Origin of the sequence: Burkholderia sp. D-99 (assembly GCF_011605345.1) — a bacterium.
Taxonomy (GTDB): domain Bacteria; phylum Pseudomonadota; class Gammaproteobacteria; order Burkholderiales; family Burkholderiaceae; genus Burkholderia.
In genome coordinates, this window is record NZ_JAAOXM010000005.1 from 261,470 (window position 1) to 274,849 (window position 13,380).

Genomic DNA, 13,380 nt, shown 5'->3' on the forward strand with positions numbered 1-13,380 from the left:
CATCGCCGGAAAACATGAAGGGGTAATGCAGTGCTTAATCGTCTGGTCAGCCGCCTTGAAAGGCTTTTCTTCGGTCATCGCGCGATCGTGCTCGCGGCGATCGGCCTGTTCACCGTCGTGATGGCCGTGTTCGCGATGCAACTGCGCATGGATGCCGGCTTCGAGAAGCAGATGCCGATCGGTCACGAGTACATCCGTACGTTCCAGCAGTACCGGAACGACCTGCTCGGCGCGAACCGGATCACCGTCGTCGTGCGCGCGAAGCACGGCTCGATCTGGACGCCGGACGGTCTGACACGGCTGTACAAGGTCACGCAGGCGGTGACCTACCTGCCGAACGTCGACCGGATCGGTGTGCGCTCGCTGTGGACGTCGAACGCGTTCGTCAATGAAATTACCGATGAAGGGTTTCGGGCGGAGCCGATCATTTCGGGCACGATCACGCCGGATCAGCTGACGCCGGAGATCGTCGAGAAGATCCGTCGCGCGACGACGCTGGGCGGCTATGTCGGCACGCTCGTGTCGCACGGCGAGGATAGCGCGATGATCACGGCCGAGCTGAACGAGCGCGACGGTGCGGGCAAGGTGCTCGACTACGTCGCCTTCAATCATCTGCTGGAACAGAAGATCCGCCAGCCGTTCGAGGATGCCGGCTACGAGGTGCAGATCATCGGCTTCGCGAAGCAGATCGGCGACATCGCCGACGGCGCGAAGGCCGTGCTCGGCTTCTGCGCGATCGCGCTGCTGCTGACCGCGCTCGCGGTGTACTGGTATTGCCATTCGCTGCGCTTCACGGTGCTGCTGATCGCGTGCTCGCTGACGTCGCTGGTCTGGCAGTTCGGCACGCTGAGGCTGCTGGGTTTCGGCCTCGACCCGCTCGCGGTGCTGGTGCCGTTCCTGGTGTTCGCGATCGGCGTGTCGCACGGTGTGCAGCAGGTGAACTTCATCGTGCGCGAGATTTCGCACGGGCACGATTCGTACGAGGCGGCGCGGCGCAGCTTCAGCGGGCTGCTGATTCCGGGCGTGCTCGCGCTGATCACCGCGTTCGTGTCATTCATCACGCTGCTGCTGATCCCGATCCCGATGGTGCGTGAACTGGCGATCACCGCGTCGCTCGGCGTCGCGTACAAGATCGTGACGAACCTGATCCTGCTGCCGGTGGCAGCGTCCTGCTTCAACTTCACGAAGCGCTACGCGGACAGCGCGCTCAAGCGCGGCGAGCGGCGCTCGGCATGGCTGCGCCCGCTCGCGCGCATCGCGCAGCCGAAGTATGCGGGCGCGACCGTCGCACTGGCGCTGGTCGTGTTCGCGCTGGCCGCGTGGCAAAGCCGCGACCGCGTGATCGGCACGCTGCAGCCCGGTGCGCCGGAACTGCGCGCGGCCGCCCGCTTCAATCGCGACGCGACGTCAATCGCCGGCAACTACGACATGGGCCTCGACTGGCTGACGGTTGCGATCGAGTCGGCCGGCAAGGCGTGCGACAACCCGGCGGTCGGACTGTACGAGGACGATTTCGCGGCCGCGATGCGCACCGAGCCGGGCGTGGTGTCGGTGCAGTCGTACTCGGGCATGCTGCGCGCATACAACCAGGGCTACAACGAAGACTATCCGAAGATGAACGTGGTGCCGATCGATCGGGAGAACTACGGGGCGGTATCGGTCGACGTCGGGCGCGTGAAGGGCTTCATGAAGGCCGACTGCACGATGTCGGCCGTGCACCTGTTTCTGACCGACCACAAGGCGACGACGATCAACCGCATCCTCGACGACGTGAAGCAGTATCGCGCATCGCATCCGTTCCCGGGTATCACCGTGCGTCTCGCGGCCGGCAATGCGGGCGTGCTGGCGGCGACCAACGAGGAAGTCGCGGGCAGCGAGCTGCCGATGATGCTGTACGTGTACGGCGCGATCCTGTTCCTCGTGTTCCTCGCGTACCGCGACTGGCGCGCGATGATCGCGTGCTGTGCACCGCTGTCGGTGGCGACCTTCATCGGCTACTGGTTCATGAAGGAACTGCAGATCGGGCTGACGGTGGCGACGTTGCCGGTGATGGTGCTGGCGGTGGGGATCGGCGTCGACTACGCGTTCTACATCTACAACCGGCTGCAGGTGCACCTCGCGAGCGGGCAGACGATCGTGAAGGCGGTGCAGCACGCGATGCTCGAAGTCGGCGTCGCGACGATCTTCACGGCGATCACGCTCGCGATCGGCGTGGCGACATGGAGCTTCTCCGCGCTGAAGTTCCAGGCCGACATGGGCAAGCTGCTGGCGTTCATGTTCCTCGTCAACCTGCTGATGGCGATGACGGCGCTGCCCGCGCTGGCCTCGGTGCTGGAGCGTCGGTTCCCGCGCCGCAAGCCGGCCCGTGCGCCGGGTTTGTTCAGTCACTGAAGCTTGTGAACATGCTGATGGAGATTCGTTCATGGTCAAGACGCTAACTGCTTGCGCCGCACTTTGCATCGCGGCGAGTGCCTTCCCGCGATTTCATGAAGCGGGCGCGGGTCGGACCGCGCTGGCTCATGCGTTCGCGACGGACACGACACGCACCGGTGTGCGCCACGCCGCAACCGGAGAAACAGGTGTCGCTGCGTCGTCGGACGACGGCAAGGCCGAGCGACGGGCAGCGACCGCGCAGGGTGCCGACAAGCCATCGGCCGTTGCGCTCGGCGAAGCGAATGCCGGCTGGTCGGCGCTATTCAACCACTGATGCCCGCACACTACAGAGATTCACCATGATCAAGACGCTCATTGCCTGTATCGCGCTCTGCGCGGCCGGGACGGCCTTCGCACAAACGCAGGACGGAACCGTCGCGGCGTGGGCCGTGAAGCCTGCGCACGCGTGGGCCGCGCCGACGCACATGATGCTGATGGACGCAGCGCGCGCCGGGTCGCGGATCGTCGCGGTCGGCGAGCACGGCATCGTGCTGCTGTCCGACGATGACGGCAAGACCTGGCGTCAGGCGCGACGCGTGCCGGTGTCGGCGACGCTGTCGGCCGTGTCGTTCGCGGATGCGAAGCACGGCTGGGCCGTCGGCCAGTGGGGGACGATACTCGCGACCGACGACGGCGGCGAGACCTGGATGACGCAGCGCATCGACACGTCGGTCGACCAGCCGCTGTTCTCCGTGCTGTTCACGACGCCGCAGGACGGGCTCGCGGTCGGCCTGTGGTCGCTGATGCTGCAAACCCATGATGGCGGCAAGACCTGGACCCGGGTGACGCTGCCGAAGCCGCCGGGCGGCGGCAAGGCCGACCGCAACCTGTATCACGCGTTCGGCGATCGTCACGGCGCGCTTTACATCTCGGCCGAACAGGGCACGGTGCTGAAGTCGACTGACGGCGGTGCGAGCTGGATCTACCTGCAGACGGGCGGCAAGGGTTCGCTCTGGACGGGCGCGGCGCTGCCGGATGGTCGCGTGGTGGTGGGTGGCCTGCTCGGCAGCCTGTACCAGAGCAGCGACGGTGGCGTGAACTGGACGGCCGTCGACAGTCGCACGCGGAGTTCGATCACCGGTCTGGTGGCGGCAGGTGATGGCCTGATCGGCGTCGGGATCGATGGCCTGGTATTGAAGCAGCGTGCGGGGGCGGCAACGGTCGAGGTTGCGCAGCGCCCGGATCGTGCGACGCTGACCGCCGCGCTGCCCGACAACGGCGGCACGCCGATCCTTTTCTCGCAGGACGGCGTGTTGACGTCGCCCTGATTGCATCCCGAATGACGCGGGATTCCTGTTGGTGGCACGGAGTGACGGAGGCACATATGAGCGATTCGCAGTACCCATTTCTGGATGACTCGTCCGGCAATGCCATGCGGTTCGATACGGCGCAGGCAGACCGTGCGTTGCGAGCATACCGGCCCATCGGCGGATGGATCGAGCGGCCGGACGACATGCAGCCGCAGCTCGAAGGCGACGTTCGCGCGGATGTGGTCGTCGTCGGCGGCGGCTTCGCGGGCCTGTCCACTGCGCTCGAACTGACTGCGCGCGGCGCCAGCGTCGTCGTGATCGAACGAGAGTTCGCGGGCTTCGGCGCGAGCGGCCGCAATGCCGGCTATCTCGCGGGCGGGCAGGGGCTCGAGTACGAACTGTTCGTGAAGCGCGTGGGGCGCGAGCAGGCGAAACGGATCGTCGGCTTCTACGACGAAGGCGTTGCCTACGTCGAGCGCAAGCTCGTCGAGTACGGGATCGACTGCGACTTTCGCGCGACAGGGATCATTCGCGCGGGCGTGCATCCGTCGCAGGAGAAGCGCCTGCGCGAGAACATGGAGATGGGCATTGCGCTCGGTTCTCCTGCCCGGTTTCTCGATGGCGCGGCGCTGCGCGCGCGCGGCATTCCGCCGGCGTTCCTGTTCGGTTGCCACCTGCCCGGCGGCGGCACGCTCGATCCCGGCAAGTATGTGACGGGCTTGCGGCGCGCCGCGCTCGCGGCAGGCGTGAGGCTCTACGAGAACACCGCGCTGCTCGACTTCGACCCGGGCAAGACCGTACGGGCCCGGACGGCGCGCGGCAGCGCAAGCGCGCCGGTCATGGTGCTTGCCACCAATGCGTATACGCCGCAACTCGGCTTGCTTGGCAACAAGGTGATGCCGCTGCGCGTGTCGGCGCTCGAAACCGAACCGCTTTCCGATGCGCAACTGGCGATACTGGGCTGGCCGAATCGCGAGGGAATCGTGACACCGCACATGACGATGGAGAGCCACCGGCTCACCGCGCGCAATACGCTGTTGGTGACGACCAAGCGGCTGGATTACGTCTATGGTTCGCGGACGCCGAACGTACCGGACGACGCGGCCTATCGCGCGCTGCTGGCGACGCTGCACGCGCGTTTCCCGCAACTGGGCAACCTGCCGGTGCGTGCATGCTGGAGCGGCTATATCTCGGTTGCCAGCGATGCGCTGCCGGTGGTCGGCGCGACCGGCACGCATGGCAACGTGTTCTACACGGCCGGATGCTCGGGGCACGGCGTCGGCACGCAGTCGCTGATCGGGCAGGTGCTGGCAGACCGGATCCACGGCGCGGAGTCGCCGCTGCTCGCCGCGCTCACGCACCGCACGCCGTCGATGCCGCCGGAGCCGCTGCGCTGGTGTGCGATCAAGGCAGTGCTGGGCATCGCGAACCTGCTCGACGAGCGCGTGAACCGCCACGCGAATCGCGGATAGCGCCATCCAACACCATCACGACGAACCGGACACGATGACCGAACCCAAAGCGCACCACGGTGGCAGAAGGCGGCGCGCGACGAGTGCCGCGTCGTCAGGCAGCAATCTCGACGGCATGCGGGCCCAGGGCCTGCGCACGCGCAACACGATCGTTCACGTCGCGCGGGAACTGCTGCTGAAAGGTGGCCCGCTGACCTTCTCGCAGCGCGCGGTCGCCGCCGGCGCCGGTATCAGCGTGAGCAATCTGCAGTACTACTTCCCGACCCGGCTGGCCGTGCTGCGGGCCGTGATCGAGCCGGCCATCGATGCGTACCTGGGCGAGCTGACGCGCATGCTCGACAGCGATGCCTCTCCCGACGACGTACTCGAACGCGTGCTGGCACGCTCGTTGAGCGATGCGAAAGATGCGCAATACGGCGCGTTGTTCAGGCATTTCCTGTCGTTCGCCGCCATCGATCCCGAATGCCTCAAACTGTTCGACGGATGGTACGACACACTGACGCGCGAGATCGCGAAGCTGTTGCGCACCGTCAATCCGGCGTTCGACGCGGCCGACAGCCTGCACGTTGCCACGCTGTTGATTGCGACTGCTGATGGCCTGACGATGCAAACCGGGTCAGCGCGATTTACGCAGAGGCTCGATGTGATGTTCATGGAGACGGCCCGTCGTCTCATCTACGGAACGCGACCTTGAGGCAACGCCCTGCGGTGACAGTGCGTAGCCGCGCAACGAACCCGTGGGGTACGCGCCGGCGTGCTGCTCCGCATGTCGGGCCGTCGGCGTCGGGCCCTTGGTTGCCATCCGGCCAGCGCGGACGCGTTCTTTGCGTCCAGTGCCGGAAAGAGCAGCCACGCGGCTAGCGACAACGCACTCCACGGCAGTTCCGACAGCGCGATGTCGATGCCGAGCGCCGAGCAGCGGGCCGTCGCTTTCCGTTGCACGTCAACCGCCGCTGCACACGTCATCTGCAGGTGAGCGGCCCCACCGCATTCGCCGCAATCAATCCGGATCGCTGGCGATCCAGTACAGCACCTCCAGCGCGGCCGCGACGTGCAGGCGCTGCTGCGCGAGCGGGCGGGGCAGCAGCGACTCGGCGCGCTCGAGACGGCGCAGCAGCGTGTTGCGGTGAACATGGGTTTTCTCGGCCGCGTCGGTCACGCTGCAGCCTTCCGCGAGAAACGCGCGCAGCGCAGCGCGCAGCGACTTGTCGGCGGTGGCCAGTTCGCCCAGCGTATTGGTGACGAACTGTTGTACGGACTCCATATGGTTCGTCATCAGCGCGATCAGGCTCATGCTGTCCGCATGCACCACGCCGACGCCGGCATGCAGCCGGCCGAGCAGCCGCTGCGTCGCCAGTGCGTCCAGATGACCGTGCCGGAATCCTTCCATGCCGCTGCCGGCGGTCGCGACGGCCATGTGCACGCCGGGCAGCGGGTTGATCGCGCGCTGCAACCAGGACATGTCGAGCGGTTTGCCGTCGTGATACGTCCAGACCCACAGCGTCGCCGTGTTCGCGACGACGACCAGTGCATTGCGCGTGCCCGAGCATTGGGCCAGTGCATCGGCCGCCCGCTCCAGCAGCCCCAGTTCGATATCGGCTTCCTCGCTCCAGACGATCGCGGCATGATGGCGCTGCTCCAGCGTATAGCCGAGACGCCGGCTGGCCTCCTGCGCGCCGATGGCCGTGCCTTCGACGATCTGCGTGACCAGTTCGCGACGGTCGGCGTGCGTGCCGCGCAGTCGCGCTTCGCGTTCGGCGCGCATGAACTCCGCCATGCCCACCATGTTGGTGTCGATGAAAGTCGCGATCGAACGTGACGACACGGCCAGGAACTCGCGCAGTTCTTCCGGGTCCTGGGTCAACGCGAACGCGAGCTCCATCCAGCGTTGCCACAGGACGCTCTGTGACGAACGGGCCGCGACGAACACAAGGTCGGTCAGGCCGCGCCGCACCAGTTCCTGCGCACTGCTCAGCATGTCGGCGGACAGAAAGCGGGATACCGGCGCGCAAGGGTTTTCGAGGTTGGAGGTTGCCCAGTGAATCAGCCCGTTGCGGTTGATCCGCCGCACGGCCGCCGCGAGCACGGGGTCGCTCATCGTCGGGCTGGTCGCCACGTTCTCCTTGTCCAGTTCCTGCAGCCATTCCGTCTGCACATTCAGCGCGATTTCGGCACCCTGGCGCATCAATTCCCGGATGCGGAGTGACGGCATCGGCCATGGCGGCGGGGTAACGGGAGGAAGATTCTGGGACATGGCGGGCAACACGCAGGTGAAGAGGTGCAAGTTGCACCAATTGTAGTCGCGTACTGTGCGTTCGACACCTTGTTCGGCGCAATTCGGTTGATAACAATAACGTCACATCGCGCATTTCGACGCAATCTGGAGACACGCCGTGACCGTACACCCTCTTCCGTCCACCGAGCATGTGGATGTGCTCATCGTAGGCGCCGGCCTTTCCGGGATCGGCGTTGCCCGTCAACTCGAGACGGACCGTCCCGGCACGACGTACCTCATTCTGGAAGCGCGTGCCGCGACCGGCGGCACGTGGGACCTGTTCCGTTATCCGGGCATCCGCTCCGACTCGGACATGCACACCTACGGCTACGGTTTCAAGCCTTGGGCCGACAAGAAGGCGATCGCCGGTGCGGATTCGATCCTTGCGTACCTGAGAGAGACGGCGACCGAATACGGGATCGATCGTCACATCCGCATGAATCACAAGGTGATCCAGGCAAGCTGGTCGAGTGCGCAGGCGCTGTGGAGCGTCGAAGTCGAGCGCCTCGATACCGGCGAACGCAAGACGATCCTGGCCAAGTGGTTCTTCAGCGCCGCAGGGTTCTATCGCCATGACGAAGGCTACACGCCGAAGCTCGACGGGATCGAGAACTTCGGCGGCCCGGTGGTTCACCCGCAGCACTGGCCGGAAGATCTCGACTACAGCGGCAAGCGCGTGGTGGTGATCGGCAGTGGCGCGACTGCCGTCACGCTGTTGCCGGCCATGGCCGGCAAGGCCGGGCACGTCACGATGCTGCAGCGCACGCCGACCTACGTGGTGAGCCTGCCGTCGGAAGACATCATCGCCAATACGCTGCGCAAGATCATGCCGCACAAGTGGGCCTATGCGATCGTGCGTCGGAAGAATGTCGCGATTTCCCGCTTCATCTGGCGCTTCTGCCGGTCGCGTCCGCAGGCAGCACGGCGCCTGATCCGCTACCTGAACAAGCGCCAGTTGCCGAAGGATTATCCGGTCGACGTCCACTTCAACCCGCCGTACAACCCGTGGGACCAGCGCCTGTGCGCGGTGCCGGACGGCGATCTCTTCAAGTCGCTTCGCGATGGCCGTGCATCGGTCGTGACGGACCGTATCAAGACCTTCACGGAAACGGGCATCGTGCTGGAATCCGGGCAGACCTTGCCCGCCGATATCATCGTCACGGCGACCGGGCTCAGCGTCAGATTCTTCGGCGGGATCAAGCTGGTGGTCGACGGCGAGCCGGTCGATCTCCACAGCAAGGTGGCTTTCAAGGGCATGATGCTCAGCGGCGTGCCGAACTTCGGGTTCTCGATCGGCTATACGAATTCGTCGTGGACGATGAAGGTCGGGCTGCTGGCCGAACACTTCTGTCGTTTGCTGACGCATATGGAGCGCGGCGGCTACGCGGTCTGCATGCCCGAATTGCCGGCCGCCGACATGCCGACGCGACCGCTGCTCGATTTCGGTGCCGGCTACGTCCAGCGTGCGATCGGCGGCCTGCCGCGACAGGGCCCGGGCACGCCGTGGGTCATGTCGATGGACTATCACGTCGACGTCAAGATATTGCGGCATGGCCCGGTCGAAGATCCTAACCTGCGTTTCCGGCACGCGCCGGCAGCAGGCGGCACGGATCGCGTCGAGGCCCGCCGGGCCGTCGGAGCCTGATCATGACGATCCACGCCATGGAACAGATCCAGGACGCGTTCTGCGACCTGCCGAGCGGGGTGCGCCTCTGCTATCGCACCTACGGGCCCGACGACGGCGAGCCGTTGCTGCTGATCGCGGGCATGACGCTCCAGCTGACCTTCTGGCCGCCTGCGCTGATCGGCGCGCTGATTCAATGCGGCTATCGCGTGATCGTGTTCGACAATCGCGATGTCGGGCGCTCGTCCCGCATTCCGCGGCCGGGGCCGAGCGTGCTCCGGCAATTCCTGCGCCGGCCAGTCAAGGACGGCTACGACCTGGAAGACATGGCGCAGGACACGATCGGCTTGCTCGACAACCTGCAGGTGGCGCGCGCGCACGTCGTCGGCATGTCGATGGGCGGCATGATCGGCCAGGTGCTCGCCGCGCGTCATCCGCAACGCGTGCTGTCGCTCACCTCCATCATCTCCACGACCGGTGCGCGCAAGGTCGGCCAGCCGGCCATGTCGAGCATGATGATGCTGACCGCACCGCCGCCGCGCACGCGCGATGCGGCGGTGGAGCAGTACAGCCGCATCATGGCCCACATCGGCACGCAGGCATATCCCGCGGACGACGCCGCACGGCGCGCGTACGCGGCGCAGGCATGGGACCGCGGCCAGCAGGCGCGCGACCACGAGAGCACGACCCGCCAGATCGGCGCGATCATCAATTCAGGAGATCGAACCGATGAAATCCGGCGAATCCAGGCGCCGACGCTGGTCGTACACGGCGATCGAGACCTGCTGGTCGCGCCCAGCGGAGGTGTCGCGACCGCTGCCGCCATCCCGGGAGCCGACATGGTCATGGTGCGGGGCATGGGGCATGACATTCCCGATGGCGTCGTGCCGCTGCTGACGAGCCTGATCGACGGCCATATCCGGCGCCGTGCGACGTGCGCTGCCGCGGAACCCGCGCGCGCCGGCAGGCACATTGCGTGAGCCGGTTCGCCCGCGGCACGCGGACCGGGGGAGACGGCGTGGCGCGGCGCTCGCGCAATCGCCGCCAAGAGAACTGCCCCAAGGCAGCGTGAAAACCAGGAACACCTTGCAAGACGCTTGTCGTGATGCGACGCGATCGCACGATCGACAAACAGGAGGAGACACCATGCATCAAGGCTACCCGACCGACCTTGCGGCCCGCTTCGAGCGCCAGCGCCGCGCCTTCGCGCTGGAGCCGAACCCGACGCTGGCCACCCGGCTGGCGCGCCTCGAACGGCTGGCCGCGTGGCTCGATGCGCACGAGCACGACATCGTGCGCGCCATCGACACCGATTTTCAGGGCCGCTCCGCTCACGAGACGCGGCTTGCGGAGGTGTTCGTCGTGCGCGCCGGCATCCGGCATGCGCGCCGGCACCTGAAGCACTGGATGCGGGCGCGCCGCGTATCGACCGCGCTGCATTTCCGTCCCGGCCACAACCGGCTCATGCCGCAACCGCTGGGCGTGACGGGCATCATCTCGCCGTGGAATTACCCGCTGCAGCTTTCGCTCGGGCCGGCACTCGCGGCGCTTGCCGCCGGCAATCGCGTCCTGATCAAGCCGTCCGAGCTCACGCCCGCGCTGTCCGACCTGCTCGCGTCGATGGCGCGCGAGACCTTTGCACCGGACGAACTGGACGTCGTAGCGGGCGACGTCGAACTCGGCAAGGCGTTTGCGAGCCTGCCGTTCGATCACCTGTTCTTCACCGGTTCGACCCAGGTGGGGCGTGTCGTCGCACAGGCGGCCGCGGCCAACCTGACGCCCGTGACGCTCGAGCTCGGCGGCAAATCGCCGGCCATCCTCGATGCGTCGTGCAACGTCGCGGTGGCCGCGCAGCGCATCGCGTTCGGCAAGCTGCTGAACGCGGGCCAGACCTGCGTCGCGCCCGATTACCTGCTCGTGCCCACCGGCACGGCCGACAGCGTCGCGTCGCAACTGGCGCGCGCCGTCGCGCGCCTGTATCCGACGCTGGCCGCCAATCCCGACTACACGGCCATCATCAGCGAACGCCACCGCGCGCGCCTCGCCGACATGGTCGATGAAGCGCGTCGCGCGGGCGCGCGCATCCTCGAAGTCAACCCGGCCGGCGAATCGTTTGTCATGTCGTCGCGCAAGCTCGCGCCCACGATCGTGGTTGGCGCACCGGCCGACACGCGGCTGATGAACGAAGAGATCTTCGGCCCCGTCCTGCCGATCGTCGAATACGCGAATCTGGACGATGCGCTGGCCTGGATTCAGGGCCGCGCGCGTCCGCTGGCGTTGTACTGGTTCGGCGAAGACGCGTCGCGCCGCGATCGCGTGCTGCGCGAGACGGTGTCCGGCGGCGTCACGATCAACGACTGCCTGTGGCACCTGGTACAGGAGAACCAGCCGTTCGGCGGCGTCGGGCAGAGCGGCATGGGCGCCTATCACGGGCGATGGGGCTTCGACACCTTCAGCAAACTGAAGCCGGTGTTTCACCAGGCCCGCTGGAACGGCGCCGTGCTGTTCCATCCTCCGTACGGACGCGTCTTCGATTTGCTGCTGCGCACGCTGTCGCGAATCGCGTGACTTCCGAATCCTGTATCGAGAGAAATGCCATGAATCATCAGTTCGACTACATCGTCGTGGGCGGCGGCTCGGGCGGCAGCGTGGTAGCAGGGCGCCTGACCGAAGACCCGGACACCACTGTCTGCCTGCTGGAGGCGGGCGGCGGCGGCAACGACATGGCGATCAACATCCCGGCGGGCACCGTCGCGATGCTGCCGACCCACCTCAACAACTGGGCGTTCGATACGGTGCCGCAGCGCGGGCTTGGCGGGCGTGTCGGCTATCAGCCGCGCGGCAAGGCGCTGGGCGGCTCGTCCGCGATCAACGCGATGGTCTACATTCGTGGCCACCGCAGCGACTACGACACGTGGGCCGCGCTCGGCAATCCCGGCTGGTCGTACGACGAAGTGCTGCCGTACTTTCGCCTGAGCGAGCATAACGAGCGCATCGACGACGCGTGGCACGGCCAGGACGGCCCGCTGTGGGTCAGCGACCTGCGTTCCGACAATCCGTTCCAGGCGCGCTTCCTGGCGGCGGCCCGCCAGGCCGGCCTGCCGCTGACGGACGATTTCAACGGCGCGCAGCAGGAAGGCGTCGGCATCTACCAGGTCACGCAGAAGCAGGGCGAACGGTGGAGCGCGGCGAAGGGCTATCTGTTCCCCCACCTCGGCAAACGCGCCAATCTCGCCGTCGAAACGCACGCGCAGGTCCGGCGCATCCTGTTCGAGGGCAAGCGCGCGGTGGGCGTGGAAGTGCTGCAGAAAGGCACGTTGAAGACCTTCCGCGCCCGGCGCGAGGTGGTGCTGGCAGCGGGCGCGCTGCAGACGCCGCAACTGCTGATGCTGTCCGGTATCGGCCCGAATGGCGAGCTCGCGCGGTTTGGCATCGAGACGCTGCACCATCTGCCCGGCGTGGGCCGCAACCTGCAGGATCACCCCGACTTCATCTTCAGTTACCGCACGCGCAGCCTCGATACGATGGGCATCTCGGTGGGCGGCAGCGCGCGGATGCTGCGCGAGATCATGCGCTTTCGCCGTGAGCGGCGCGGCATGCTGACGTCGAATTTCGCCGAAGGCGGTGCGTTCCTGAAGACGCAACCCGGCCTCGACGCGCCCGACATCCAGCTGCATTTCCTGGTGGCGCTGGTCGACGACCACGCGCGGCGCATGCACCTGGGCCACGGGCTGTCGTGCCACGTGTGCCTGCTGCGCCCGCGCAGCCGCGGCTCGGTCACGCTGCTCAGCCGCGACCCGGCCGACGCGCCGCTGATCGATCCCGCGTTCCTCGACGATCCGCGCGACCTGGAGGACATGGTGGCGGGCTTCAAGATCACGCGCGGCCTCATGAACGCGCCTGCGCTCGCGGAGTGGATCACGCGGGACATGTTCACGCGCGACGTGCACAGCGACGACGAGATCCGCGCCGTGCTGCGCAAGCGCACGGATACCGTCTATCACCCGGTCGGCACCTGCCGCATGGGGCAGGACGCGATGGCCGTGGTCGATCCGCAGTTGCGCGTGCATGGCCTCGACGGGCTGCGCATCGTCGATGCATCGGTGATGCCGACACTGATCGGCGGCAACACCAATGCGCCCACCATCATGATCGCGGAGAAGGCGGTCGACATGATGCGCGGCGTTAGCCGGGTGGCATCCGCGGCGGGCGCGACGGCGGCGGAAACACACCGGTACACGACGTCGGGCATCGAGACCGGCCGATAGGGTGACAGTCCGATGGCCGTCAGCGTCGGACGTTCACCCGGCCAAACGAATGCGTGCA

General features: G+C 66.7%; 10 protein-coding genes. 9 read left to right on the top strand and 1 reads right to left on the bottom strand.

Annotated features, from left to right (window positions below; all coding sequences use genetic code 11):
* Positions 1-30 precede the first annotated feature (30 nt).
* From HAV18_RS20770 to HAV18_RS20790, 5 genes are all read left to right on the top strand, one after another.
* Positions 31-2,391, top strand: coding sequence for an efflux RND transporter permease subunit (locus HAV18_RS20770; RefSeq protein WP_166959183.1), 2,361 nt, complete (start codon positions 31-33; stop codon positions 2,389-2,391).
* 31 nt (positions 2,392-2,422) lie between these two features.
* Positions 2,423-2,707 carry a hypothetical protein gene (locus tag HAV18_RS20775; protein WP_166959185.1) on the top strand — a complete coding sequence of 95 codons (285 nt, stop codon included), beginning with the start codon at positions 2,423-2,425 and terminating at the stop codon, positions 2,705-2,707.
* Between the two features lie 25 nt (positions 2,708-2,732).
* A complete protein-coding gene (locus HAV18_RS20780; RefSeq protein ID WP_166959187.1) occupies positions 2,733-3,701 on the top strand; it encodes a YCF48-related protein in 969 nt (322 codons plus the stop codon).
* A 104-nt stretch (positions 3,702-3,805) separates the two neighbouring features.
* Entirely contained in the window at positions 3,806-5,155 is a 1,350-nt protein-coding gene (locus HAV18_RS20785) for an FAD-dependent oxidoreductase (RefSeq protein ID WP_166959761.1), read from the top strand.
* 34 nt (positions 5,156-5,189) lie between these two features.
* Complete coding sequence (locus tag HAV18_RS20790) at positions 5,190-5,849, top strand: TetR/AcrR family transcriptional regulator (RefSeq protein ID WP_166959189.1); 660 nt, start codon at positions 5,190-5,192, stop codon at positions 5,847-5,849.
* 306 nt (positions 5,850-6,155) lie between these two features.
* Here the strand turns inward: HAV18_RS20790 and HAV18_RS20795 are convergent, their stop codons facing one another.
* Positions 6,156-7,367, bottom strand: a complete 1,212-nt coding sequence (locus HAV18_RS20795) for a CdaR family transcriptional regulator (RefSeq protein ID WP_243771741.1) — start codon at positions 7,365-7,367, stop codon at positions 6,156-6,158.
* A 181-nt stretch (positions 7,368-7,548) separates the two neighbouring features.
* Here HAV18_RS20795 and HAV18_RS20800 point away from each other — a divergent pair, with 181 nt between their 5' ends.
* The 4 genes from HAV18_RS20800 (at position 7,549) to HAV18_RS20815 (ending at position 13,322) form a co-directional block, all read left to right on the top strand.
* Positions 7,549-9,075: an NAD(P)/FAD-dependent oxidoreductase gene (locus HAV18_RS20800; protein WP_166959191.1), complete on the top strand. Its 1,527-nt coding sequence runs from the start codon at positions 7,549-7,551 to the stop codon at positions 9,073-9,075.
* 2 nt (positions 9,076-9,077) lie between these two features.
* Complete coding sequence (locus HAV18_RS20805) at positions 9,078-10,034, top strand: alpha/beta fold hydrolase (RefSeq protein ID WP_208102051.1); 957 nt, start codon at positions 9,078-9,080, stop codon at positions 10,032-10,034.
* Positions 10,035-10,200: 166 nt separating this feature from the next.
* On the top strand, positions 10,201-11,622 hold the full coding sequence (locus HAV18_RS20810; protein WP_166959193.1) for a coniferyl aldehyde dehydrogenase: 1,422 nt from the start codon (positions 10,201-10,203) through the stop codon (positions 11,620-11,622).
* Positions 11,623-11,651: 29 nt separating this feature from the next.
* Positions 11,652-13,322, top strand: coding sequence for a GMC family oxidoreductase (locus tag HAV18_RS20815; protein WP_166959195.1), 1,671 nt, complete (start codon positions 11,652-11,654; stop codon positions 13,320-13,322).
* Positions 13,323-13,380: the final 58 nt, after the last annotated feature.